The sequence below is a fragment of the Vibrio furnissii CIP 102972 genome (genome assembly GCF_000176175.1).
Classification (GTDB): Bacteria; Pseudomonadota; Gammaproteobacteria; order Enterobacterales; family Vibrionaceae; genus Vibrio; species Vibrio furnissii.
Window position 1 is genome coordinate 12,891 of the sequence record NZ_ACZP01000022.1, and the last position, 24,409, is coordinate 37,299.

Consider the following 24,409-nt stretch of genomic DNA (forward strand, 5'->3'; position numbering starts at 1 on the left):
TTAGATATTGCGGACGGATTATACGCCCAGAGCAATCGCTTGACCACTCATTTTTTCATTTTTTATTTGCAATTACCCCCTTGATATGTATTATATTGCCGCTAATTTCCATACCCACGTCTGAGCAAATTAGCGAGTCCTCTTTGACCAATCCAAACATCTATACGGTTTCCCGTCTCAATGCTGAAGTCCGGTTGTTACTGGAAAATGAAATGGGCATTGTGTGGTTGATTGGCGAAATCTCGAACTTCTCCGCGCCCGTCTCCGGACACTGGTACCTCACCCTCAAAGACTCCCGTGCACAAGTCAAATGTGCGATGTTCAAGGGCAGTAATCGCTTCGTTCGCTTTAAGCCGCAAAATGGTCAGCAAGTACTGGTCAAAGCCCGCTTGTCGCTTTACGAGCCGCGTGGGGATTATCAGATCATCATTGAGAGCATGCAGCCGGAAGGCGACGGTCGTCTTCAACAAGAATTCGATCAGCTCAAAATGCAACTGGCCGCAGAAGGCCTGTTTGCACAGACACTCAAACACCCCCTGCCGGAACACCCGCGCTGCGTGGGTGTGATTACCTCCAAAACCGGCGCTGCCCTACACGATATTCTGCAGGTGCTTAAACGCCGAGATCCCAGCTTGCCCATCATCATTTATCCGACCCTCGTCCAAGGGGAAGATGCCGCAATTCAGATTGCGCAAGCCATTGGCCGCGCCAATGCCCGCGAAGAATGTGATGTGTTGATTGTTGGACGGGGCGGTGGCTCGTTGGAAGATTTATGGTGTTTTAACCATGAGATCGTGGCGCGCACCATTGCGGCCAGTCAAATCCCTATCATCAGCGCAGTTGGCCATGAAATCGATGTGACCATCGCTGATTTTGTCGCTGACGTCCGCGCGCCAACGCCATCGGCGGCGGCAGAACTGGTTAGCCGAGACAACAGTCATAAAAAACAAGCATTTCAGGGATACGAGCACAAGCTGTCCAGCGCGATGCGCCATTACGTTTCTGAACAAAAAGGGGCGCTGAAGCAATTACAGTATCGCTTGGACAAGCAGCACCCGATGTACCGGTTGCAACGTCAGCAGCAGCAACTTGATGAGTTGAGTATGCGTCTCGAACGCGCGATTCAGAAACAGCTCAACCAAACACGTCAACACGTGGCCAAACAACAGCATCGCCTGCAATTGCAATCGCCAGAGAAAACCCTACGCGAGCAGCATTACACCCTCGCCTTGCGCGAACGAAGTTTGATTGATGCCATGCAGCGCCAACTGGTTTCGTCTCGTCACCGCTTTACGCGGCTTATCGACAAACTCGACACCGTCAGCCCACTCGCTACCCTGTCGCGCGGTTATTCGATTACTCAAACGTCACAAGGTGAGATTGTGCGCCAAGCTTCAGATGTCAAAACGGGCGACCAACTCGTCACCCGTTTAGCCGATGGTGAGATTCACTCCACCGTTCAATGATCCTGCTTGTGAAATTCAAATCGGACTCGCGATTTGGATTTCAGTTCATTGCAGTGATGACAAAAGTAATTCGCCGCACCACACGCTTGTAACTTTTCTAGTTCCGCACCGCAATCCGGGCAAAAGCCCACTTTCTTAAAGTGTTCGTCACACTGCGTGCAGTGATACTGACCATCCCACACCAATGGCTGCTGGCAGGTCGGGCAAGGGTTATTCATCGCGTTTCTCTCATGCATGCTATTTGTCATTTGATGATCCAAAACAAAAGGATACATCACCTTGATCTTTATCACAGCATCTTCAACCTCATCGGCTTTCCTCAAGCGATGCTGCTATCCTTGCTTTAAAAGATCGTCGTCCGATCATCTGCTTTATTCACGTTGATCAGCGATCTCCCCTCAAAAGAACATTTATATAACCACACACCGAAAGCATAAGTTACATATCCTGTTTTTGGATTTTAAACAGACTTAAAATCTAATGATAATTTAAATAAGCCAAACTATCAGAATTTAATAAAAAGATCATTCTTCCGAGGCTGGTGTTACATGCGTGTGCATTTCGATGTGTTGGTCATCCCGTATTTGCAAGTTCACAACGATGCTTTGGTAATCACACAAACTCGTTGCATGCGTTCCGCCACAAGGGATACGTGCGATTTCGCCTTCATGTAAATCACACTCCCAGTAACGAGAATCGGTGAGCGCATCCCCATCGCGCGATACCATCATTGGCGATCGCAACGCTAACCAATCCACCAACTGCTGATTCACTTGCTTTTCGATGCTCGCAAGGTCATTTAGCATATCATCACTGTTTAACCCTCTTTTACGGAGTGTTTTACCAAGTCGATAGGTATCGACACAGCGATCTTCTGTTACAAAGCTGGTGACCTGCGCGTAGCTATTAAAATCACAATGGCCGTGCGGGTCTTTGCGATCGGCGTCTTTCCGCCAATATCCCTTCGCCAGCACCTTGTTAAGCGCTAAATAAGCCAGATGTCCGGCGCTGTGACCACGACTAAGGCGTTGCTGATAGGCTGCGTTCACGGTGAGTGTCACGGTCTCTCCTAAAGCTACAGCGTTGACTTCAGCCTCAAGCACATGAACCACCACAAACACCCACCCCGGTGCGTCACGCTTCACCGGAATCGCCTGCCCAACCGAGAGATGGCCTGTTGCCAATTCAATCGAACCGACTTGGCAATCAACAACGGCAAACGTTCCGTGCGCAGAATGGAGCGTTCCTTGGTCAGCCGGGTGATCCGGCCAAATATGACTCACGGGATGAAACGGCGTGCTGTGCGTGACCACATACAGCTTGTCTGAGGATGATTGAACCAATTGTACTTGGCTGGTGAGCGTGTGACACGATTGCGTAAACGTTACGATCGTTGGCGTGTAAGACATACAAACTTCTCAGTGAGATTGATTTCGTGGGCACAGAATAGCAAAAAGCCCGGGCTAAACCCGGGCTTTGTTTTTATTTTTTGCGATCTTTCATCATGGTCATCAGACGCTTGCGTTTGCGTTCTTGAGACAGGGTCATCTTATTGGTTTTACCCTCAAATGGGTTTTCACTGTTCTGGAACTGAATGCGAATTGGTGTTCCCATGATATCCAATGACTTACGGTAGTAGTTCATCAGATAACGTTTGTAAGAATCCGGCAGTTCATTCACCTGGTTACCGTGAATCACGATGATCGGCGGGTTGTAACCCCCAGCGTGCGCATATTTCAGTTTTACGCGGCGACCACGCACCAAAGGTGGCTGGTGATCTTCGGTTGCCATTTTCATAATACGCGTCAGTACTGAAGTCCCCACACGAGTGGTTGCAGAGCGGTAAGCTTCCTGAACCGATTCGAACAGGTGACCGACACCCGTACCGTGCAGCGCGGAAATAAAGTGAATACGTGCGAAGTCAACAAAGCCCAGACGACGGTCTAGCTCTTTCTTCACGCGCTCTTTCACGTCAGTATCCAGACCATCCCACTTGTTCACAGCAATCACGATCGAGCGACCCGCGTTCAGTGCAAAGCCCAGCAAGCTCAAATCTTGGTCGGAGATGTTCTCACGCGCGTCCACCACCAGCAGCACGACGTTTGCATCTTCAATCGCTTTGAGGGTTTTCACCACCGAGAATTTTTCAACGGTTTCGTTGATGCGTTTACGACGACGAACACCTGCGGTATCGATCAAGACGTATTCACGCTCATCACGTTGCATCGGAATGTAAATGGAGTCGCGCGTCGTGCCCGGCATGTCGTACACCACCACGCGTTCTTCACCCAGAATGCGGTTTGTCAGCGTTGATTTACCCACGTTCGGACGACCGATAATCGCCAGCTTGATCGGTTGATCTTGCAGACGTTTGTACGCTTCTTCCGCTTCTTCTTCGGTGTAATCCAGCTTCTCTTCTTGCTCAGCATCCACGAAACCGGTTAAGTCTTCCAGTGCCGCTTCTTCTTGCTGCATTTGTTCCGCCAGTGGGTTCAGCGCACGATCAATCAACGCGCCCACACCACGGCCATGTGCCGCCGCGATTTGGAACATCTGATCAACGCCAAGCTGCCAGAATTCAGCACTGGCGGTTTCCGCATCAATGCCGTCAACTTTGTTCACCACCAAAATCGCATTTTTCTCAACACGGCGTAAGTGGTTCGCAATCGCTTCATCCGCTACGGTCAGGCCAGCACGGCCATCCACCATAAACAGCACCACATCCGCTTCATCAATCGCGGCAAGCGATTGTGCCGCCATTTTGGTTTCAACGCCTTCTTCGCTGCCATCAATACCGCCGGTATCGATCACGATGAATTCATGTTCGCCCAGTTTTGCCTGACCGTATTTACGGTCACGAGTCAAACCTGGGAAGTCCGCTACCAGTGCATCTCGTGTGCGGGTGAGTCGGTTAAATAGCGTCGATTTACCTACGTTCGGACGCCCAACAAGAGCAACTACAGGTATCATAACAACCTCTACAATGATTCTTTTCTTATGTAGTTATAGGTAAACACTCTTTCACAAGCGCTAAATTTTTACCTATAACCACAAGGTGAATGCCAATGACTTCACGCCGTTGAAGTGCGAGTAGGCAACTTCTATGGGCGAAAAGTATAAAACGGCTCCTAACTGTTACCAGCTAGGAGCCGTTTGTGAATTATATCACGAAATATTACTGGATCGTCAGTTTCTTTATTTTGCCATCACGCGTGATCACCAGATAACCGTCGGATAATGCCAAGGGACTCACGGCGAAACCGCTGTCATTGACCAGTTGCTGAGCGACAAACTCGCCCGTGCTGCGGTCAATCCAATGCAAGTATCCTTCGCTGTCACCGACCACCACAAAACCATTGATCAGCACAGGTGCTGTCAACAAACGGTTTTGTAACTGATCGTTGCTCCACAGCTCCGTGCCACTGCGAGCATCCACAGCAATCACGTGATCTTTATCGGTAATCACAAACAGACGACCACCATCGCTGGCAATGTCCGTTGACGACGAGTAATTTCGTTTCCACATCGGGTTACCCGAACGCAGATCGATAGCAATTAGCTGACCATTGAAACCCACGGTATACAGGGTTGCGCCAATAATCAGCGGAGACGAATCCACATCGACCAGACGGTCGATTTCCGTGGCGCCTTTCGGCTGCCCAACGGGTTGTTGCCAAATCAGCTGACCACGCTCAGAAATCGCCGCGGCCAAACGGCCACCGGATGTTCCCCAGAATACGCCACCCGATGCCGCCACTGGGCGACTGTCGCCACGCAAGGTCAGGTTCGGAACTTCAGTACTGATGGTCCACTTTTGCTCGCCGGTTTTCTCATCCAGCGCGATCAAAGCGCCACGGCTGGTGTTCACAATCACCAAACTGCTATCTGCAACTGGGGCTGCCAACACTTCACCTTCAACGTTCGCACGCCAAGCTTCTTCACCGGTTTCTGCGTTCAGTGCAATCACTTCACCGTTTTCACTGCCGATGTAAATCTGACCATATGCCGACGCAATGCCGCCAGACAAACGCGCGGGCGTGTCTTGCTCCAGATCCACATTCCACAACGTTTTACCGTTACTTGGATCAAGCGCTTTCACTTCGCCATCACGACTGGCCACGTAAATCTTGCCGTAGGCCGATTCCGGAGACAGTTTAGAGAAGTAATGACCAACACCGCCACCGACGGAAGCACTCCAATCAGATTTTGGCGTAAACTCACTTTTCACCACAGGCACTGGTGCCATGATGACGTTCTCTTCTTCGCCCGCACATCCAGCTAGCAGCCCGAGAACTGCGGCAGACAAGAGCACTTTGTTGAACATCTTTTTCATCAAGGTGTGCCCTTATTTGGCCAGATCATCCAGTTTCATTTGCAGCGTTTGACTCGCATCATCCGCTTGCTGTGCTTCAGCGTAGGCAGCATAAGCGGCCTCTTTGTCGCCTTTACGCAGAGAAATATCACCACGCAATTCAGCCACACGGCCCGTCCAGCTTTGCTCTTTGATGGTTGCCAATTCGCTCAACGCCGCATCAAAGTTGCCTTGTTCTGCTTGCAGACGTGCCACGCGGTACGTGATCACCGGTTTCAGCGCCGCATCACCGGTCGCATTTTTCGCCCACTCAAGCTGAGCCAGCGCTTCATCGAGTTGACCGGCTTGCACTTGTGCTTTCGCCAGTTGCATTGCCGCCAAAACAGCGTATTCAGATTTCGAATTGCTGTCGATAAAGCTTTGTACGTCGGCTTCACCATCAACGCCTTTGGTTGTCAGCGTTTGAATTGCCTTGGTGTAACTTGCTGAAGCGGCTTCTTGTCCTGACGTCACAGAATCTTGATAAAAACGCCAGCCAAACAAACCACCCAAGCCGATCACAGCGCCAAAGATCACGGCTTTGCCGTTCTCTTTCCACCAATCTTTGATCGCTTCAACTTGTTGTTCTTCAGTATCGTAGAGTTCCACTTCCTGTCCTCTTAGTATGACATCTCAAAATTTGCGTTTAGACGAGGTGAGCCAGTTTGCTCGCAACTTCAGTTTGAGAAATCGTTTCTTGTTCACCACCAGCCAGGTCTTTGAGAACTACGGTGTGCTCTGCCACTTCGTTTTCACCCAGTACCAGAGCAACGGCTGCGCCGACTTTGTCCGCGCGTTTAAATTGTTTCTTAAAGTTACCACCACCAAAGTGCGTCATCACGCGCAGGCCAGGGATCTGCTCGCGTAGCTGTTCCGCTAGCTTCATACCCGCCGTCAGCGTGCCTTCACCGGCAGTCACCATGTACACATCAACGTTACGACGTACGTCGGTGTTGCCCAAGGTTTCCATCATCAGCACAAGACGCTCAAGGCCCATTGCGAAACCCACCGCTGGTGTGGCTTTACCGCCCAACTGCTCAACCAGACCATCGTAACGACCGCCGCCACACACAGTGCCCTGTGCGCCTAGGCTGTCAGTCATCCACTCAAATACGGTGCGGTTGTAGTAATCCAAACCTCGGACTAAACGCTCATTAATGGTGTATTCGATACCTGCGGCGTCAAGAAGTTCACACAAACCTGCGAAATGTTGTTTAGATTCAGTATCTAAATAATCAGAAAGCTTCGGTGCGTCACCCAGTACAGCCTGCACATCTGGGTTTTTGGTGTCCAGCACGCGCAGTGGGTTGGTGTACATACGGCGTTTGCAGTCTTCATCCAGAACGTCTTGGTATTGCTCAAGGTATTCAATCAGCGCGGTGCGGTAGTTTGCGCGCGCTTCCAAAGAACCGATCGAGTTGAGTTCAAGACGCACGTAATCCGCGATGCCCAATTCACGCCACAGGCGTGCGGTCATCATGATCAATTCAGCATCAACGTCTGGACCATCAATGCCGAACACTTCGACACCACATTGGTGGAATTGGCGGTAGCGACCTTTTTGTGGGCGCTCGTGACGGAACATCGGGCCCATGTACCATAGGCGCTGCTCTTGGTTGTACAACAAACCGTTTTCGATGCCTGAACGGACACAGCCCGCCGTGCCTTCTGGACGCAGCGTCAGGCTATCGCCATTGCGGTCTTCAAAGGTGTACATCTCTTTTTCAACCACGTCAGTGACTTCACCGATCGCGCGGCTGAACAGATGAGTCATCTCAACGATTGGCATGCGCACTTCGTTGTAGCCGTATGCGCTAATCACGTTTTTCACAATGCCTTCCACTTTTTGCCAAAGCGGAGACTGAGTAGGGAGGCAATCGTTCATGCCTCGAATTGCTTGAATAGTCTTTGCCACAGTACTTACCGTAATATCGTTGAGATTAATCTTGTTGCTGAACATCGATGCGATTTTTCACATCCAGCTGAGCGGCTTTGGCGCGAATCTTCGCTTCCAGCTGATCGACCAAATCATCGTTGTCGAAACGCTCTTTCTGACGCACACCATCTTCATAGAATGCGCTCTTCTTATTGCTGCCTGCCAAACCCAGATGAGACACTTCCGCTTCACCCGGACCGTTGACGACACAGCCGATGATGGAGACGTCCATTGGCGTCAGCACATCTTCCAGGCGCTGTTCCAGTGCATTCACCGTCGCGATCACATCAAATTCCTGACGCGAGCAGCTTGGGCAAGCAATGAAGTTGATGCCGCGGGAACGAATGCGCAGTGACTTCAGAATGTCAAAGCCCACTTTGATCTCTTCCACCGGGTTCGCCGCCAAGGAAATACGCAGTGTATCGCCAATGCCTTCTGCCAGCAGCATGCCTAGACCGACCGCAGATTTCACCGACCCCGCACGCGCACCACCGGCTTCGGTGATCCCAAGGTGCAAGGGTTGATCAATTTTTTGCGCCAGTAGGCGATAAGAGTCGACCGCAAGGAATACGTCAGACGCTTTCACACTGACTTTGAATTGGTCGAAGTTCAGGCGATCCAAGATGTCGACATGGCGCATCGCCGATTCCACCAGCGCGGCTGGGGTCGGTTCGCCATATTTCATTTGGATGTCTTTTTCCAGCGAGCCACCATTGACACCAATACGAATTGGAATGCCCTTGTCACGTGCGCAATCCACCACCGAACGGATTCGGTCTTCATTACCGATGTTTCCGGGGTTAATTCGCAGACAGTCGACGCCATATTCCGCCACTTTCAGCGCAATACGGTAGTCAAAATGGATATCGGCCACCAGCGGGACAGAAACCTGTTGCTTGATGAGTTTAAACGCTTCTGCGGCATCCATGGTTGGAACCGAGACACGTACGATATCTGCACCCACATTTTCCAACGCGCGAATTTGCGCCACGGTTGCTTCCACATCGGTGGTGCGCGTGTTGGTCATGGATTGGACGGCGATCGGTGCACCATCGCCAATTGGCACGTCACCCACGTAAATGCGTGTCGATGGGCGACGTTTGATAGGAGACTCGTGTTGCATAGTATTGTCTAAGGTAAGGTGAATCGTGCTACTTTACCGGAAGTATACCCAGAAAGGTCGACAGGTTCACTCGCAAATGTGACTGAAACCCCTTCCGGAGCACCAAGAATCACTTGTAGCGGCTTCTGACCACGTAGATTTAGTGTCTGGCCGGCTTTCTTAATGCCGGTTGAGAGCGTTTTACCCGCTGCATCTTTCACCTGAATCCAGCAATCAGAACTGAAATTCATCGTCAGCAGATCCCCTGCCGTAGCATCGTCTGCCGCTTGGGGTGCCACTGGCACCACTTCAGGCTCAGTCACGGTGTTTGCGGGTGCTGGCTCGTCCATCACCATCTCTTCGTCGCTTGGCTCTTCGGTCGCTTGCGCGCCAGACGCCTCGTTTTGCAGCGCATCAATGGTGTTGAATTCAGGTTGCGGTTCATCCGCACTTGGCGCGGCCGCTTGATCCGCCACAGCAGACACGGCTTGCGCATTGTGATCCGGTTTTAACGTATCTTGTTCATTGTTCTGCCACCACCACAGCGACGACATCCCAATGATCACCAACAAAATGATCCATGTAATGGTCATGATGCGGCTGTCATGCTTCTCGCGTTTGGTTTTCTTTGAGAAGCTCTGCATGGTCTGCTCTTGAGGTTCAGTGCTGACGCTTGCTTCAAATGCATCCAAAATTTGGTGGTCGGGTACCCCAACCGCTTTGGCGTAAGAACGCAGGTAGCCACGCGTAAACGTGGCCACTAAATCAGAATCAAAATTGTTTTCTTCAATATTTTGAATAATGGTAACGCGCAGTCTCAGTCGGTCAGCGACTTGCTTTTGAGTCAGGCCTAACGCTTCACGTTTTTCTTTAAGAAGCGTGCCGGGTTGTACTGTTGATGTGCTTTCTGTGATGTTGTCTTGTTCTGTATTCATCCGCGATATCAATCTCGTGTTTTGTGCTCAAGCCTGTTTCCACTCGCCTTTATTCTTCATTGTTAGTAGCGAATTCGTCACCGGCTTCAACATAAGGAATGTGGTAGCGTCAATTGTATCAGTAATTTCAATCGACTTTGATAACAGAGAATCATTCTAATAGATATTAGGCGGTAAACAACATGGATTTGGGAAAGAAATTACAGACACGTCAAGGTTTTTCGTTAAATTGACATTGAAAATGGTCCAAAGGGATGAAAAAACGCCCAAAAGCAAAAAGCCAGAGCAAGCTCTGGCTTTTTGAAACATCAATGAATTACAGCGTCTTGACTGGAATTGCGTTTTCGTCCGCCTGTTTCATCTTGGTGCGTTTGGTGCGGTCAATCACATCACCGACCAATTGACCACACGCAGCATCGATATCATCACCACGCGTTTTACGCACAGTCACGGTGTGATCGTATTGCATCAGTGTTTTTTGGAAACGGTCGATGCGCGAGTTGCTTGGTTTTTTATACGGCGAACCCGGGTATGGGTTAAACGGAATCAAGTTGATTTTACACGGTGTGTCTTTCATCAACTGCGCCAGTTCATGCGCATGTTCGGTGCCATCGTTCACATGGTCTAGCAGCACGTATTCCACGGTCACTTTGCCACGGTTGGCGTTTGATGAGGCGATGTAACGACGTACCGAGGCAAGGAAGTCTTGAATGTCCCAGCGATCGTTGATAGGCATGATTTCGCTACGCAGCGTGTCGTTCGGCGCATGCAATGAGATCGCCAATGCCACGTCAATTTGGCCAGTCATCTGATCCAAACCGGACACCACCCCTGAAGTCGATACCGTCACGCGGCGTTTCGACAAACCAAAGCCGAGATCATCCAACATGATTTCCAAGGCTGGGATCAGGTTTTTCATGTTCAGCAACGGTTCGCCCATTCCCATCATCACCACGTTGGTGATCGGACGACGGCCAGTCTCTTTTTCCAGACCAATTTCGCGAGCCGCACGCCATACCTGACCAATGATTTCAGACACACGCAGGTTACGGTTAAAGCCTTGCTGAGCAGTGGAGCAGAATTTACATTCCAGCGCACAACCAACTTGAGATGACACACACAGCGTGGCACGGTCATCTTCAGGAATGTACACGGTTTCGACGTCTTGATCGCCGACACGCATCGCCCATTTGATGGTGCCATCACTGGAATGTTGCGCTTCAGAAACGTACGGCGCACGAATTTCACAACGTTCTTTCAGTTGTTCACGCAGTTTCTTGTTGATGTTCGTCATCTTGTCGAAATCATCACAACCAAAGTGATAGATCCACTTCATGATTTGATCCGCGCGGAACGCTTTCTCACCCAATTCATCAGCGAAATATGCGCGTAAGCCTTTGCGATCAAAATCGAGCAGATTGACTTTTTCTGTGGTCATGTAGCCTCTCAGAGATGGAACAAGAATTAAGGGCGCGAATTGTACAGCCTTTACGCAATGACAACAAGAGCTGCAAATCCATGACTTTACTAAGGCATTAATATTATTGTGATTAAAAAACAGCCACCCAGAACGAGTATGACTGAGCGTCGTTTCAGGCACAAAAAAGCCCTCATGCTGAGGGCTTTTTTACACCAAATCGAGCTTATTTACTACGTGGACAAAGCTCAGACTCTGGGAAGAAAAATTCAATTTCACGGGCTGCTGACGCCGGGCTATCACTGCCATGCACCGAGTTCAAACGCATGCTGATGGCATAATCTGCACGCAGCGTGCCACACGCCGCCTCTTCTGGGTTGGTTTTCCCCATCAGTTCGCGGTAACGGGCAATTGCGTTTTCCCCTTCCAACACCTGAACCATGATCGGGCCAGAGGTCATGAATTCTTTCAGTCCTGGGAAGAATTCTTTGCCTTCGTGTTCAGCATAGAAACCGCTCGCCTGCGCTTCCGTCAGGTGCAGCATTTTGGCAGCAACAATGCGCATCCCAGCTTTTTCGATACGATGGTAAATTTCACCAATCAAGTTACGTTCCACTGCATCGGGCTTAATAATCGAAAATGTTCTTTCAAGAGCCATAAGATGTCCTTTTACTTCTATTGTAGTTATAAAGGGCAGCAGCACGCTGCCCGCGATTTTTCGCTATTATTTCGCGTGATCCAACAGGATACGGGCAACAGTTTTCACGCCCATGCCGGTTGCGCCAGCCGCCCATTTGTCACTGGGCGATTTGCGGTAAGTGCCGGCACAGTCAAGGTGCAGCCAACCGGTTTTGTAGTCGGTGACAAAGTAAGACAAGAATGCCGCCGCGGTGCTCGCACCCGGCGAGTAATCCCCAGAGCTGATGTTCGACAAATCGGCAAAGCTCGATGGCAGCATTTCACGGTGGAAATCCACCAACGGCAGCGGCCACAAGCCTTCATGCTCTTCTTTCGCGGCGTTCAGCGCATCTTGCGACAATGCGTTATCAAAACTCAGTAGCGCGTGGAAATCGTTACCCAGCGCATTCTTCGCCGCGCCTGTCAGGGTCGCACAATCAATAATCAGTTCCGGGTTTTGCTCTGAAGCGTAAATCAGACCATCCGCCAAGACCAAACGGCCTTCCGCATCCGTGTTCATGATCTCCACGGTTTTCCCGTTTTTGTAAGTGATCACATCACCCAATTTCAACGCACGGCCAGACACCATGTTTTCTGCGCAGCACAGGATCAGCTTCACGCGTTTGTTCAGGCCACGCAGGATAGCCAGCCCCAATGCACCGGTGACCATGGCCGAACCGCCCATGTCCGATTTCATTGCAGACATAAAATTAGATGGCTTCAAGCTGTAACCGCCTGAGTCAAACGTGATGCCTTTACCCACCAAGCACGCGTACACAGGAGCGTTTTCATCGCCAGTTGGGTTGAAATCCAGTTGTAGCATGGCTGACGTGCGCTCAGAACCACGACCCACCGCAAAGATGCCTTCCCACCCTTCGGTGAGTAGATCTTTGTCTTTCACGATGCGGTAAGAGACGTGCTCAGGTGCCACCGATTTGATGAATTCCGCGGCCATGGTTGCCAGTTGACGTGGCGCCACTTCTTCAGCACTTTTGTTAATGATATCGCGTGCCCAATCTGTCGCTTTGATGCGAGCTTCCAGCTCCGCTTGTTCCGCCTGAGGTAACGCTTTCCATTCCAGCGTATTCAGTTTCTTCGGATCGCGGTAGCCTTGGTAAAACGCCCAAATCGCTTCTAGCGTCCAACCGTCGCCATCCAGCATGAGCGAACGCAACCCTTGGTTATCCAATTTGCGCGCTGCGCGCTGAATCGCGCCTAAATCATGAGATTGCTCAAGGTGAATCACCGCACCTTGTTCAGAAAACGAAAGTAACGCCTTTTCTCCCCACTGAGGCTGAGCAGAATCTTGGCTAATCAATACAGACATCTGTGTAGACATGGTTTCTCCTTGTCCTTGTCGTGGCGTGATCTTGGCCACGTCGAATAATTAACGTTCGGATGTTAGCATTTTGTCAGGTAAAAATGTCAACTTGATAAAAAAACGGACCATCAGGCCCGCTTTTTTTAGTAAAAACTGTTAACTTGGCTCCGTTTTGGAGCAGCACGTCCAGCGGACTAGTCGCGTTCGTCCATCCAACACAGGATGATCGCTTCTAAAATCTTTTCGTTCGAGCGATTTGGCTCATCGTCAAACTCTTCCAGATCCAGAATCCACTGGTGCAGATCGGTAAAACGTACGTTTTGCGGATCGACATCCGGGTATTGGTCACACAGCTCAATCGCGATATCGCGCGAATCTGTCCATTTCATGTCAACGTTCCTAATGCAAAGTGGCCTCGGCTACAGTGTAGGCGAGGCACACGAATTAATGATCTTCCGATGCGTGGTTCAGAGAGTACTTAGGAATTTCAACCACTAAGTCTTCATCTGTCACACGAGCCTGACAGCTCAGTCGGGATTCCGGCTCTAGGCCCCACGCTTTGTCGAGCATATCGTCTTCCAGTTCATCACTCTCTTCCAGAGAATCAAAACCTTCGCGAACGATGCAGTGACAGGTGGTGCATGCGCACGATTTCTCACACGCATGATCAATACCGATACCGTTTTTCAATGCCACATCAAGAATCGTTTCCCCGGGTTGCGCTTCTAGGACCGCGCCCTCCGGACAAAGGGTTTCATGAGGCAGAACAATAATCTTTGGCATGTTGGTTATCTCTTCAAATCTCGTCAACAGAATGACCGGCCAGTGCAGCACGAATGGACTTATCCATACGACGCGATGCAAATTCCTGACTGGCTTTGTCGGTATCTTTAATGCCCTGTTCAATGGCATCAGCGTTGTCGCCATTGCGCAGTTCAATTAGTTTTTCAATCGCTTGCAGCAGCGCTTGGCGCTCTTCTTCCGTCAGCAAATCATCGCCATCGGCTTGCATCGCAGAAATCAGACCTTCAATCACGCGGTCCGCTTCAACACGCTGTTCCACCAACGCACGTGCCTGCATGTCATCTTTGGCGTATGCCATCGAATCTTTCAGCATGTTGGCCACTTCGTCGTCGCTCAGACCATAAGATGGTTTGACCTGAATTTCAGACTGAACACCGGTGCTCTTTTCCATCGCCGTCACCGACAACAATCCGTCTGCGTCCACTTGGTAAGTCACACGAATGTGCGCCGCACCGGCAGCCATTGGCGGAATGCCTTTGAGTGAGAAACGAGCCAGCGAACGACAATCGTCCACCAATTCACGCTCTCCTTGCACCACGTGCACGCTCATCGCCGTTTGACCATCTTTGAAGGTGGTAAACTCTTGCGCGCGCGCGACTGGAATCGTGGTATTGCGTGGAATGATTTTCTCCACCAGACCACCCATGGTTTCAATGCCCAGCGACAGCGGAATGACATCCAACAGCAGCATTTCGGAATCCGGCTTGTTGCCCGCCAGAATGTCGGCTTGAATCGCCGCACCAATCGCAACCACTTCGTCTGGGTTGATGCTGGTCAGAGGCGTGCGTCCAAAGAACTCGCCAACCATCTCACGAACAAATGGTGTGCGCGTTGAACCGCCGACCATCACCACATCAAGCACATCTTCTGCCGTAACGTCCGCGTCTTTCAAAGCACGACGACACGCCATTAAGGTCTTTTTCACTAGGGGTTGAATCAGTTCGTTCAACGTCTCGCGGCGCAATGAACCTTGCCAACCCAGCACGCTGACGTCGGCAATATCCGCATCAGTTAGCGCAATTTTAGCTTGGGTCGCAGCGTTGATCAGCGCGCGATAGTTCTCGGCACTGAGTTTACCTTCCACGCCGATTTGAGCTTGCAGATAGTCAGCAATCAAGTGGTCAAAATCGTCGCCACCCAACGCAGAATCGCCGCCAGTTGCCAGCACTTCAAACACGCCTTTTGACAGACGCAGAATCGAAATATCAAACGTACCGCCGCCGAGATCGTAGACTGCAATCACACCTTCTTGGCCAGAATCGAGGCCATAGGCAATCGCAGCCGCCGTTGGTTCGTTCAGCAAACGCAGCACATGTAGCCCAGCCAGATTCGCGGCATCTTTGGTGCCTGCGCGCTGCGCATCATCAAAATAAGCCGGTACCGTGATCACCACGCCAGCCAGTTCACCGCCCAGCGTGTTTTCAGCACGTTTGGCCAGTGATTTGAGAATATCGGCGGAAACTTGAATCGGGTTTTTGTCACCCTGTTCGGTTTGTAGAATTGGCAGGCCGTTGTCGCTCGCTTTGAAACGGTAAGGCAAGTTGGCGTAGCGAGTTTGGATGTCGTGCAGGGAACGACCGATCAGGCGTTTGACCGAAATGATGGTATTTTCAGGATCAGCCTGCGCTTTATCGCGTGCGTCGTAGCCAACCACACTCTCTTCGCCAGAGTAGTTCACGACCGAAGGCAGAATGCTTCGACCTTGCTCATCGAGCAAAGTGTCTGCGCTCCCGCTACGCACGGAAGCAACCAGTGAGTTGGTGGTGCCTAGATCGATGCCCGCGGCTAGCTTTTGCTCATGGGGCGCCGAGCTTTGACCAGGCTCTGCAATCTGAAGTAATGCCATGGATGGGTCCTTTTATTTGAACTAGCCGAGCAGCTTGTCTTCCACTCGTTCTATTTCAGTTTTTAATTTGGCAATAAATTTAAGTTTACGTACGGTGTCAGCAGCGGTTTCCCATTGCCCGTCATTGAGCTCATGTTCAACCTGAACCAAATGTTGTTTGTACATTTTGCTGACTTTGCCATCAAAATCAAACAAGGTACTTTCTGGATCAGCACTACACTCGACCGCTTCAAGTTCTTCACGCAATTCCATCTGTTCCATCAGGAACATGGGATCCTGCAGCGTTTGTTGCTCACCACGAAGCTCAACGCCATTGAGTGACAGCAGGTATTCTGCGCGATTGATTGGGCTTTTCAAAATTTGGTGGGCGTCATTAATTTGCGCCGCTTTCTGGACCGCTAACAGGCGATCCCGCTCAGACGCGGTGGCAAAATTATCCGGATGGAAACGCTTTTGCAACTCACGGAACTGAGAAGAAAGAAGGCTACCATCCAGATCAAACTGAGTTGGTAGCCCAAATAATTCAAAGTAATTCATGTAAAACCGGTCCTTCATATTCGGCGACAGGCAGCCACAACCGCCTGCAACACCGAGATTTAACCGTTAAACGTTGAAGCTTTCACCACAACCACATTCACTTTTCGCATTTGGGTTGTTGAACTCAAAACCTTCGTTTAACCCTTCTTTCTTGTAATCGAGCTGAGTGCCGTCGAGGTAGACTAGGCTTTTGCTGTCGATGATCACTTTCACGCCGTGATCTTCAAACACCTCATCTTCTTCGTTGAGTTCATCCACGAATTCCAACACGTAAGCCATACCCGAGCAGCCTGTGGTTTTTACACCCAGACGTAAACCAACTCCTTTTCCCCGGTTATCCAGGTAAGATTTGACTCGGCTTGCTGCGGTTTCGGTTAAGGTAATGGCCATACTACAACCTTTGATTCTCAATTAATTAAAGGGGGGAGCAGCGTGTGCTCCCTTATGAATTACAGTTCGTGTTTTTTCTTGTAATCAGCAACAGCCGCTTTGATTGCATCTTCTGCCAGAATTGAACAGTGAACTTTCACTGGTGGCAACTCAAGCTCTTCTGCAATTTCAGAGTTCTTGATGGATGCGGCTTCATCGATAGATTTGCCTTTCACCCACTCAGTTACCAATGAACTGGATGCGATTGCGCTACCGCAGCCGTAAGTTTTGAACTTCGCATCTTCAATAATGCCTTCTGGAGACACCTTGATTTGCAGACGCATCACGTCACCACATGCTGGCGCACCAACCATGCCGCTACCGATGGATGGATCTTCTTTATCGAAAGAACCAACGTTTCGTGGGTTCTCGTAGTGATCAATTACTTTTTCGCTGTATGCCATGATAGTTACCTCAAATCCTCTATATCCCTGGAACGATTAGTGGTGAGCCCATTCAACAGAACTCAGATCCACACCCTCTTTATACATATCCCATAGAGGAGACATGTCGCGTAGTTTGTTTACCGCTACACGAATCAGTTCGATTGCGTAGTCGACTTCTTCTTCTGTCGTGAAACGACCGAAAGAGAAACGAATAGAGCTGTGCGCCAGTTCGTCATTCAGACCCAGTGCACGCAAAACGTAAGATGGCTCCAAGCTTGCCGATGTACACGCACTGCCTGACGATACCGCGATGTCTTTCAGAGACATCAGCAGCGATTCACCTTCAACAAATGCAAAGCTGATGTTGAGGTTGTTTGGCAGACGTTGTTTCAAATCACCGTTGATGGTGACTGCTTCCATATCGCTGATGCCATTCAGCATGCGATCGCGCAGCGCAACAGCGTGCTCGTAGTCTTTTTGCATCTCTTCTTTCGCGATACGGAACGCTTCGCCCATACCCACGATTTGGTGAGTCGCCAGAGTACCAGAACGGAAACCGCGCTCATGGCCGCCACCGTGCATCTGAGCTTCCAGACGAATACGGGGTTTACGACGCACGTACAGTGCACCGATGCCTTTAGGACCGTAAATTTTGTGAGCCGATAGAGAGATGAGGTCCACTTTCATGGCCTGAACGTCGATTGGTAGCTTACCCGCAGATTGCGCTGCATCAACGTGGAATACGATTTTACGTGCGCGGCATAGTTCGCCAATCGCCGTGATGTCTTGAATCACACCAATTTCGTTGTTCACGTGCATGATAGAAACCAGAACTGTGTCATCACGCATCGCGGCTTCCAGCTTGTTCAGGTCAATCAGGCCGTTAGTTTCTGGCTCAAGGTAAGTCACTTCAAACCCTTCACGCTCCAGCTGGCGCATGGTATCCAGCACCGCTTTGTGTTCGGTTTTGCAAGTAATAACGTGCTTGCCTTGTTTTTGGTAGAAGTGCGCAGCACCTTTGATCGCCAGGTTGTCTGACTCTGTGGCACCCGAAGTGAAGACAATTTCACGTGGGTCTGCATTGAGAAGATCCGCAATTTGCTCACGCGCGGTGTCTACCGCTTCTTCTGCCTGCCAGCCATAACGGTGGGAGCGCGAGGCCGGGTTACCGAAGTTACCGTCCATCGTCATACACTGAACCATCTTTTCAGCAACACGCGGATCGACTGGACAAGTTGCTGAATAGTCTAAATAAATTGGCAGTTTCATTTTTTACTCCAATGTAAACATTGCCGCTACGAGCGAACGTTAATACCAACGGGTGCCGCACCAACGGTGACTGTGTTTGAATTTTTGTGTGCAAGCCCTTGGCTAACCGCGAGATCAATATCTTGGCGGTCTGAAATTTCTAAGACTTCGTTGTCAATCATCAACTCACCTAAGGTGATGTTGTTCAGGAAGTCGCTGATGCGTGAACTGAGATCACGCCACAGAGTGTGCGTTAAACAACGCGTGCCACCCTGACAATCGCCCTTGCCATTGCATTTGGTTGCATCAACAGATTCGTCAACTGCAGCAATGACCGTACCGATTGAAATCGTATTCGCGTCAGAACCCAGACGGTAACCGCCCCCAGGTCCGCGTACGCTCGCCACTAGGCCAGCTTTACGCAGCTTAGAAAATAGCTGCTCTAAATATGAAAGCGAAATACCTTGGCGCTCTGAAATGTCCGCCAGGGGTACCGGGGTTTGTTGCGAATGCAGAGCCACATCTAACATGGCTGTCACTGCATATCTTCCTTTAGATGTAAGTCTCATATCACACCGTATCCACATTGTTTCTGTGGATAGAAGTTTTTCATACCTGACAAAATTGGTCAAGTATTTATTTGACTAATTTAGTCGGGTATTTAACCCCGACCAAAATGTGGTCATTTTTTATGCAGCGCTTGTTTTTCTACGGCGGTGAGCACACCGCGCAGAATATTTAATTCCTGCTCTTCCGGACGCGCACGGCTAAACAGGCGACGCAATTTATTCATCACCTGGCCTGGCTTCTCTTCAGAGATAAACTGGGTCTGCACCAACACTTTTTCAAGGTGGGTGTAGAATAATTCCAATTCGTTGTGACGGGGATACGCCGCTTCGGGCATTGTTGAAAACTGAGATTGCTGTCGGTTCAAATGCGCCACGCGAATTTCATAGCACAGCGTCTGCACAGCCATCGCCAGATTCAAGGAACTGTATTCCGGGTTGGCTGGAATACTCACGTGGTAATGGCACTTTTGCAGCTCATCGTTGGTGAGGCCGGTTCGTTCGCGACCAAACACAATTGCCACAGGATGCTGCTCGCCTTCGGCGGCGAACTTTTCACCGCATTCACGAGGATCGAGCATTGGCCATTCCAGCGTACGAGAGCGCGCACTGGTCCCCACCACTAAGCCACAATCGGCAATGGCACTGTCCAACGTGTCAACAATCTGCGCGTTGAGCGCAATATCGCTCGCGCCCGCTGCCAGTGCAATCGCTTGGGCGTCCACTTCACATTGTGGGTCCACCAATACCATCTGCTTGAGCCCCATGACTTTCATCGCACGGGCGGCAGAACCGATATTTCCTGAATGTGAAGTTCCGACTAAAACGACTTTAACATTGTCTAACATTGACTTATTGCACCACTCAATTTATAGCCGCAGAATCTTAACATAAACCTGAGTAAAATGGTCGACCCTTTGTTCGCATCATTCTTAAGTGAACAAAAAATAACCACTTCCCTTTTGCAAAAGTTTTGATATACTGCCCGCCGCTTTTTCGTTCTTTAACATCCTTTGGGAAATTCGTATGCATCCAATGCTAAACATTGCTATTCGCGCAGCGCGAAAAGCAGGCAACCATATTGCCAAATCTCTAGAAAACGCTGAGAAAATTGAATCAACTCAGAAAGGCACGAACGACTTTGTCACCAACGTCGACAAAGAAGCAGAAGCTATCATTATTTCAACGATCAAAAGCTCATACCCAGAGCACTGCATCGTTGCTGAAGAAGGCGGTCTTATCGAAGGAAAAGATAAGGACGTACAATGGATCATCGACCCTCTGGATGGCACCACTAACTTTGTGAAAGGTCTTCCTCACTTCGCGGTTTCTATCGCGGTTCGCTTCAAAGGCAAAACTGAAGTTGCCTGTGTTTACGATCCAATGCTCAATGAACTGTTTACCGCACAACGTGGTTCTGGCGCACAGCTGAACAACGCGCGTATTCGTGTTCAACCGATTAAAGATCTGCAAGGCGCCGTTCTCGCAACAGGTTTCCCATTCAAACAGAAGCAGCATTCTGAATCTTTCATGAAGATCATCTCTGCGCTGTTCATCGAGTGTGCAGACTTCCGTCGCACTGGCTCTGCCGCGCTGGACCTATGCTACCTCGCGTCTAACCGTGTTGACGGTTACTTTGAGTTGGGTCTGAAACCTTGGGACATGGCAGCAGGTGAACTGATTGCTCGTGAAGCAGGCGCTATCCTGACTGACTTCGCTGGCGGCACTGATTACATGAAATCTGGCAACATCGTTGGCTCAAGCCCACGCGGTGTGAAAGCCATTCTGAAACACATCCGTGAAAACGGCAACAGCGCGATTCTGAAATAAGAACGCCCTGACAATGCCAGCCCGTCACAGCTGATAAAAAGCCCCGTATTCGCGGGGCTTTTTTTATACTTGAGGGTTGGCACTCACTTTGATGTCAACAGTGCCAACACATCTTGCGTACTGCCCGTTTCCGCCAAGCGGGGAAAAATCGCCTGAATCGCATGCTGGTGATTCTCGAGGTTCAAATCCGTCATCGCATCGGTGCAGAGCGTAACATGGTAGCCGAGTTCAAACGCCTGACGCGCGGTCGATTCCACGCCAATACTGGTTGCGATACCCACAATGACCACTTGCGTCACGCCCAACGCTTGCAACTGCTGATGCAAATCGGTGTGCATGAACGCACCCCACGTACGTTTGGTGATTCGAATGTCATCGTCTTGGTCATGCAGTTCCTTCACCAACGTCGCCCAGTTGTCGGGCAATGCATGCGCTCCTAATTGCTGGTCAGTCCGCCCCGGCGCGCTGCCAGCCACATTCACCAGCACCACCGGCCGCACCTGTTGATGAAAGGCATCAATCAAACGATTGGCCTGCTCAATCACCCCCGGCACGGTCTGTTGAGGCGGCAGCGCCACGATACCGCATTGCAAATCAATCACAATCAAAGCGGTGTGAGAATCGAGTTGAGTAATCGCCATAAAAGCATCCTGTGAGTTGCGGGAGTCCAACAGACACCGAGATAAGAAAAAAGCCACTGAATCATCAGTGGCTTTCGCGTCGTTAAGGCAGTTGGTCGAGGTCTGCACCTTCTTTTTCCACTTGTTGTGGAAGTAGGTGTTCTCGAGTAATGCCGAGTTTCAGCGCCAACGCCGATGCAACGTAGATGGAGGAGTAAGTACCGACGGTAATCCCCAACAACAAAGCCGTCGCAAAACCATGAATGTTCGCGCCGCCCTGAACAAACAGAGCAATCACCACGAACAAGGTGGTTCCGGAGGTGATCAACGTACGGCTCAGCGTTTGCGTGATAGAGCTGTTAATGATCTCTGTCGATTCACCCTTACGCAGTTTGCGGAAGTTTTCACGAATCCGGTCAAACACCACGATGGTATCGTTGAGCGAGTAACCGACCACCGTCAGCAGCGCTGCCACAATGGTCAGGTCTACTTCGATTTGCATCAGTGAGAACACGCCAAGCGTAATGATGACGTCGTGCGCCAAAGACATCACGGCACCAGCAGCCAAACGCCATTCAAAACGCACGGAGACGTAAATCAGAATACAGATCAGGGACGCAATGATCGCCAGGCCGCCTGCTTCTGTCAGTTCGTCACCCACGTTTGGACCCACGAATTCAATTCGGCGCATTTCAACCGCTTTGCCCGTGCCGTCTTTGATGGCTTCCAGAATCTGGTTACCCAGCACCTGACCGGCCATGTCGTCACGTGGACGCAGGCGCACCATCACTTCACGCGCAGAACCAAAGTTTTGCACCGTTGCATCACCAAAACCTTTGGCTTCAAGGGATGAACGAATCTCTTCCAAGTTCGCTGGCTGTTCAAAGCCAACTTCAATCAGCGTACCGCCGGTGAAGTCTAAGCCCCAGTTCAACCATTTGGTCGACAGCGTAAAGATCGATGCACCGATCATCAGCAGCGACAGCATGAAGGTGACCTTCGACCAACGCATGAAGTCGATCGTTTTCTCTGCTTTCAGAATTTGAAACATAATAATTCCTGGCCTTAGATCGACAATTTGTTGATACGTTTACCGCCGTACAGCAGGTTGACGATGCAACGCGTGCCGATAATCGCAGTAAACATGGAGGTCAAAATACCGATCGACAGCGTGACCGCGAAGCCTTTAATCGCCCCCGTCCCCACAGCAAACAGAATGATTGCGGTGATGAGCGTGGTGATGTTGGCGTCGGCGATGGTGCTGAACGCGTTGGCATATCCTTGGTGAATCGCTTGTTGTGGGTTGCGTCCTTCACGGAGTTCTTCACGAATACGCTCGAAGATCAGGACGTTGGCGTCGACCGCCATCCCCACCGTCAGCACAATACCCGCAATACCCGGTAGCGTCATGGTCGCGCCTGGAATCATCGACATCACACCGATAATCAACACCAAGTTAGCGGCAAGCGCCACGTTGGCGATCAGACCAAACTTACGGTAATACAACGCCGTGAAGATCATCACCGCCAGCAAGCCCCAGATACACGCTTGAATCCCCATGTCGATGTTTTGCTGACCCATTGATGGACCAATGGTGCGCTCTTCGACAATCGAGATCGGTGCAATCAACGCACCAGCACGCAGTAGCAGTGCCAAGTTGTGCGCTTCGGCAACCGAGTTAATCCCCGTGATGCGGAAGTTACGACCCAACGCCGATTGAATCGTCGCTTGGTTGATCACTTCTTCATGCTTGGCCAGAATCACTTTGCCTTCTGCGGTTTTCTCGCCACTGTCTTTGTACTCAGCAAACACGGTCGCCATCAACTTGCCAATGTTCTTTTTCGAGAACGCTGACATTTTGCTGCCACCTTCGCTGTCCAGTGAGATATTCACCTGCGGACGACCATATTCATCCGTGCTTGAACTTGCATCTGTGATGCTTGAACCGCCCAGAATCACACGTTTTTTCAGCACAACCGGACGGCCAGAGCGATCCAGTTTGATTTCGCTGCCCGCAGGTACACGACCGGCTGCTGCTGCGGCTAAATCGGCTTGATCATCCACTTCACGGAATTCAAGCGTAGCCGTAGCGCCTAAGATTTCTTTAGCACGTGCCGTATCTTGAACACCCGGCAGTTCAACCACAATACGGGTTGCGCCTTGACGTTGAACCAGCGGCTCCGCCACACCCAATTCGTTCACACGGTTACGCAGAATGGTAATGTTCTGCTCAACAGCGTAATTGCGAATCTCTTGCAGGCGAGCCTCAGTAAAGGTGGCAGTCAGAGTGAAACGACCTTCGGTGCCTGAAGGAACAAACGTCATGTCACGGTGCTTCGATTCCAGGGCTTTACGCGCTTGCTCAACCTGTTCAGCATCGCGCAGCGTAATTTCCACAGAGTTCGCCAGCGGGCGAATCGCACGGTAACGGATTTTTTCTTCACGCAGTTCACTGCGGAAAGCTTCTTCTTGTTGGCCAATCAGCTTTTCCATCGCGGCGTCCATGTCCACTTCCATCAGGAAGTGCACACCACCTCGCAAGTCGAGACCGAGTTTCATTGGCGCAGCGCCAATCGATTCCAACCAACTTGGTGTTGAAGCAGCAAGGTTTAACGCCACAATCTTGTCACTGCCTAACGCTTCGCTGATCACGTCGCGGGCACTGATTTGCGTATCGGTGTCGTTAAATCGAACAAGAATGGATCCATCTTCGAGAGCAATGGATTTATGAGAAAGGTGCGCCGTATCGAGCGCTTTGGTGACAGCATCCAGCGTTGACATATCTACAGAGGCGCCACGCGCCCCTGTAACTTGAATAGCCGGATCTTCACCGTAGATATTTGGAAGTGCATACAAGGCAGAGATGGCAATGGCGAACACCACCATCAGGTACTTCCACAATGGATAACGGTTTAACACAGCGAGGATCCTCTAGCT

The 24,409-nt window shown here is 50.5% G+C and carries 25 protein-coding genes; 2 read left to right on the forward strand and 23 right to left on the reverse strand.

All coding sequences use genetic code 11. The features are described 5' to 3' along the window. Positions 1 to 128 precede the first annotated feature (128 nt). Positions 129 to 1,466, forward strand: coding sequence for an exodeoxyribonuclease VII large subunit (gene xseA, locus VFA_RS22045; RefSeq protein ID WP_370447168.1), 1,338 nt, complete (start codon positions 129 to 131; stop codon positions 1,464 to 1,466). Here xseA and VFA_RS22050 read toward each other — a convergent pair. The 20 genes from VFA_RS22050 to trmJ all read right to left on the reverse strand — a co-directional run bounded on the left by VFA_RS22050 (position 1,460) and on the right by trmJ (position 19,870). Next, positions 1,460 to 1,684: a zinc ribbon domain-containing protein gene (locus VFA_RS22050; RefSeq protein ID WP_014205644.1), complete on the reverse strand. Its 225-nt coding sequence runs from the start codon at positions 1,682 to 1,684 to the stop codon at positions 1,460 to 1,462. The two genes, xseA and VFA_RS22050, sit on opposite strands and share 7 nt — an antisense overlap. A 306-nt stretch (positions 1,685 to 1,990) precedes the next feature. Further along, complete coding sequence (locus VFA_RS22055; RefSeq protein WP_004729387.1) at positions 1,991 to 2,875, reverse strand: hypothetical protein; 885 nt, start codon at positions 2,873 to 2,875, stop codon at positions 1,991 to 1,993. Between the two features lie 73 nt (positions 2,876 to 2,948). Next, entirely contained in the window at positions 2,949 to 4,436 is a 1,488-nt protein-coding gene (gene der / locus VFA_RS22060) for a ribosome biogenesis GTPase Der (protein ID WP_004729389.1), read from the reverse strand. Between the two features lie 205 nt (positions 4,437 to 4,641). After that, positions 4,642 to 5,799 (reverse strand): outer membrane protein assembly factor BamB, encoded by a 1,158-nt coding sequence (gene bamB / locus VFA_RS22065; RefSeq protein WP_004729391.1) that lies wholly within the window; start codon positions 5,797 to 5,799, stop codon positions 4,642 to 4,644. 12 nt (positions 5,800 to 5,811) lie between these two features. Further along, complete coding sequence (locus tag VFA_RS22070) at positions 5,812 to 6,426, reverse strand: YfgM family protein (RefSeq protein WP_004729392.1); 615 nt, start codon at positions 6,424 to 6,426, stop codon at positions 5,812 to 5,814. A gap of 37 nt (positions 6,427 to 6,463) precedes the next feature. Further along, complete coding sequence (gene hisS, locus VFA_RS22075) at positions 6,464 to 7,732, reverse strand: histidine--tRNA ligase (protein ID WP_038152824.1); 1,269 nt, start codon at positions 7,730 to 7,732, stop codon at positions 6,464 to 6,466. Between the two features lie 25 nt (positions 7,733 to 7,757). Further along, positions 7,758 to 8,876, reverse strand: a complete 1,119-nt coding sequence (gene ispG, locus VFA_RS22080) for a flavodoxin-dependent (E)-4-hydroxy-3-methylbut-2-enyl-diphosphate synthase (RefSeq protein WP_004729396.1) — start codon at positions 8,874 to 8,876, stop codon at positions 7,758 to 7,760. Positions 8,877 to 8,884: 8 nt separating this feature from the next. Next, positions 8,885 to 9,790: a RodZ domain-containing protein gene (locus VFA_RS22085; RefSeq protein ID WP_004729399.1), complete on the reverse strand. Its 906-nt coding sequence runs from the start codon at positions 9,788 to 9,790 to the stop codon at positions 8,885 to 8,887. Between the two features lie 316 nt (positions 9,791 to 10,106). Next, positions 10,107 to 11,228: a dual-specificity RNA methyltransferase RlmN gene (gene rlmN, locus VFA_RS22090; protein ID WP_004729401.1), complete on the reverse strand. Its 1,122-nt coding sequence runs from the start codon at positions 11,226 to 11,228 to the stop codon at positions 10,107 to 10,109. A gap of 205 nt (positions 11,229 to 11,433) precedes the next feature. Then, complete coding sequence (gene ndk / locus VFA_RS22095; RefSeq protein ID WP_004729403.1) at positions 11,434 to 11,865, reverse strand: nucleoside-diphosphate kinase; 432 nt, start codon at positions 11,863 to 11,865, stop codon at positions 11,434 to 11,436. 66 nt (positions 11,866 to 11,931) lie between these two features. Then, complete coding sequence (gene pepB, locus VFA_RS22100; protein WP_004729404.1) at positions 11,932 to 13,224, reverse strand: aminopeptidase PepB; 1,293 nt, start codon at positions 13,222 to 13,224, stop codon at positions 11,932 to 11,934. A 176-nt stretch (positions 13,225 to 13,400) separates the two neighbouring features. After that, positions 13,401 to 13,595 (reverse strand): Fe-S cluster assembly protein IscX, encoded by a 195-nt coding sequence (iscX, locus tag VFA_RS22105; protein ID WP_004729407.1) that lies wholly within the window; start codon positions 13,593 to 13,595, stop codon positions 13,401 to 13,403. A 55-nt stretch (positions 13,596 to 13,650) separates the two neighbouring features. Next, a complete protein-coding gene (gene fdx, locus VFA_RS22110) occupies positions 13,651 to 13,989 on the reverse strand; it encodes an ISC system 2Fe-2S type ferredoxin (RefSeq protein WP_004729409.1) in 339 nt (112 codons plus the stop codon). A gap of 13 nt (positions 13,990 to 14,002) precedes the next feature. Continuing rightward, a complete protein-coding gene (gene hscA, locus VFA_RS22115) occupies positions 14,003 to 15,856 on the reverse strand; it encodes a Fe-S protein assembly chaperone HscA (RefSeq protein WP_004729411.1) in 1,854 nt (617 codons plus the stop codon). 21 nt (positions 15,857 to 15,877) lie between these two features. After that, a complete protein-coding gene (hscB, locus tag VFA_RS22120; RefSeq protein ID WP_004729413.1) occupies positions 15,878 to 16,393 on the reverse strand; it encodes a co-chaperone HscB in 516 nt (171 codons plus the stop codon). Positions 16,394 to 16,459: 66 nt separating this feature from the next. After that, on the reverse strand, positions 16,460 to 16,783 hold the full coding sequence (iscA, locus tag VFA_RS22125; RefSeq protein WP_004729414.1) for an iron-sulfur cluster assembly protein IscA: 324 nt from the start codon (positions 16,781 to 16,783) through the stop codon (positions 16,460 to 16,462). Positions 16,784 to 16,842: 59 nt separating this feature from the next. Beyond that, positions 16,843 to 17,226 carry a Fe-S cluster assembly scaffold IscU gene (gene iscU, locus VFA_RS22130; protein ID WP_004729416.1) on the reverse strand — a complete coding sequence of 128 codons (384 nt, stop codon included), beginning with the start codon at positions 17,224 to 17,226 and terminating at the stop codon, positions 16,843 to 16,845. 36 nt (positions 17,227 to 17,262) lie between these two features. Then, positions 17,263 to 18,477 (reverse strand): IscS subfamily cysteine desulfurase, encoded by a 1,215-nt coding sequence (locus VFA_RS22135; protein ID WP_004729418.1) that lies wholly within the window; start codon positions 18,475 to 18,477, stop codon positions 17,263 to 17,265. A 26-nt stretch (positions 18,478 to 18,503) separates the two neighbouring features. Further along, on the reverse strand, positions 18,504 to 19,025 hold the full coding sequence (iscR, locus tag VFA_RS22140) for a Fe-S cluster assembly transcriptional regulator IscR (protein WP_081454205.1): 522 nt from the start codon (positions 19,023 to 19,025) through the stop codon (positions 18,504 to 18,506). Positions 19,026 to 19,138: 113 nt separating this feature from the next. Continuing rightward, positions 19,139 to 19,870 carry a tRNA (cytosine(32)/uridine(32)-2'-O)-methyltransferase TrmJ gene (trmJ, locus tag VFA_RS22145; RefSeq protein ID WP_004729420.1) on the reverse strand — a complete coding sequence of 244 codons (732 nt, stop codon included), beginning with the start codon at positions 19,868 to 19,870 and terminating at the stop codon, positions 19,139 to 19,141. 178 nt (positions 19,871 to 20,048) lie between these two features. Here trmJ and suhB point away from each other — a divergent pair, with 178 nt between their 5' ends. Then, entirely contained in the window at positions 20,049 to 20,852 is an 804-nt protein-coding gene (suhB, locus tag VFA_RS22150) for an inositol-1-monophosphatase (protein WP_004729422.1), read from the forward strand. 83 nt (positions 20,853 to 20,935) lie between these two features. Here the strand turns inward: suhB and VFA_RS22155 are convergent, their stop codons facing one another. The 3 genes from VFA_RS22155 to secD form a co-directional block, all read right to left on the reverse strand. Further along, positions 20,936 to 21,493, reverse strand: a complete 558-nt coding sequence (locus tag VFA_RS22155; RefSeq protein WP_004729424.1) for an isochorismatase family protein — start codon at positions 21,491 to 21,493, stop codon at positions 20,936 to 20,938. Positions 21,494 to 21,575: 82 nt separating this feature from the next. Continuing rightward, positions 21,576 to 22,523, reverse strand: coding sequence for a protein translocase subunit SecF (secF, locus tag VFA_RS22160; protein ID WP_004729425.1), 948 nt, complete (start codon positions 22,521 to 22,523; stop codon positions 21,576 to 21,578). 14 nt (positions 22,524 to 22,537) lie between these two features. Continuing rightward, a complete protein-coding gene (gene secD, locus VFA_RS22165; protein WP_004729427.1) occupies positions 22,538 to 24,391 on the reverse strand; it encodes a protein translocase subunit SecD in 1,854 nt (617 codons plus the stop codon). Between the last annotated feature and the right edge of the window lie 18 nt (positions 24,392 to 24,409).

Excerpts from the sequence above, each read along its gene's own strand:
- VFA_RS22050 (WP_014205644.1), bottom strand. The coding sequence starts at position 1,684 with ATGAATAACCCTTGCCCGACCTGCCAGCAGCCATTGGTGTGGGATGGT.
- VFA_RS22055 (WP_004729387.1), bottom strand. The coding sequence starts at position 2,875 with ATGTCTTACACGCCAACGATCGTAACGTTTACGCAATCGTGTCACACG.
- der (WP_004729389.1), bottom strand. The coding sequence starts at position 4,436 with ATGATACCTGTAGTTGCTCTTGTTGGGCGTCCGAACGTAGGTAAATCG.
- bamB (WP_004729391.1), bottom strand. The coding sequence starts at position 5,799 with ATGAAAAAGATGTTCAACAAAGTGCTCTTGTCTGCCGCAGTTCTCGGG.
- ispG (WP_004729396.1), bottom strand. The coding sequence starts at position 8,876 with ATGCAACACGAGTCTCCTATCAAACGTCGCCCATCGACACGCATTTAC.
- VFA_RS22085 (WP_004729399.1), bottom strand. The coding sequence starts at position 9,790 with ATGAATACAGAACAAGACAACATCACAGAAAGCACATCAACAGTACAA.
- rlmN (WP_004729401.1), bottom strand. The coding sequence starts at position 11,228 with ATGACCACAGAAAAAGTCAATCTGCTCGATTTTGATCGCAAAGGCTTA.
- ndk (WP_004729403.1), bottom strand. The coding sequence starts at position 11,865 with ATGGCTCTTGAAAGAACATTTTCGATTATTAAGCCCGATGCAGTGGAA.
- pepB (WP_004729404.1), bottom strand. The coding sequence starts at position 13,224 with ATGTCTACACAGATGTCTGTATTGATTAGCCAAGATTCTGCTCAGCCT.
- iscX (WP_004729407.1), bottom strand. The coding sequence starts at position 13,595 with ATGAAATGGACAGATTCGCGCGATATCGCGATTGAGCTGTGTGACCAA.
- fdx (WP_004729409.1), bottom strand. The coding sequence starts at position 13,989 with ATGCCAAAGATTATTGTTCTGCCTCATGAAACCCTTTGTCCGGAGGGC.
- hscA (WP_004729411.1), bottom strand. The coding sequence starts at position 15,856 with ATGGCATTACTTCAGATTGCAGAGCCTGGTCAAAGCTCGGCGCCCCAT.
- hscB (WP_004729413.1), bottom strand. The coding sequence starts at position 16,393 with ATGAATTACTTTGAATTATTTGGGCTACCAACTCAGTTTGATCTGGAT.
- iscA (WP_004729414.1), bottom strand. The coding sequence starts at position 16,783 with ATGGCCATTACCTTAACCGAAACCGCAGCAAGCCGAGTCAAATCTTAC.
- iscU (WP_004729416.1), bottom strand. The coding sequence starts at position 17,226 with ATGGCATACAGCGAAAAAGTAATTGATCACTACGAGAACCCACGAAAC.
- VFA_RS22135 (WP_004729418.1), bottom strand. The coding sequence starts at position 18,477 with ATGAAACTGCCAATTTATTTAGACTATTCAGCAACTTGTCCAGTCGAT.
- iscR (WP_081454205.1), bottom strand. The coding sequence starts at position 19,025 with ATGAGACTTACATCTAAAGGAAGATATGCAGTGACAGCCATGTTAGAT.
- trmJ (WP_004729420.1), bottom strand. The coding sequence starts at position 19,870 with ATGTTAGACAATGTTAAAGTCGTTTTAGTCGGAACTTCACATTCAGGA.
- suhB (WP_004729422.1), top strand. The coding sequence starts at position 20,049 with ATGCATCCAATGCTAAACATTGCTATTCGCGCAGCGCGAAAAGCAGGC.
- VFA_RS22155 (WP_004729424.1), bottom strand. The coding sequence starts at position 21,493 with ATGGCGATTACTCAACTCGATTCTCACACCGCTTTGATTGTGATTGAT.
- secF (WP_004729425.1), bottom strand. The coding sequence starts at position 22,523 with ATGTTTCAAATTCTGAAAGCAGAGAAAACGATCGACTTCATGCGTTGG.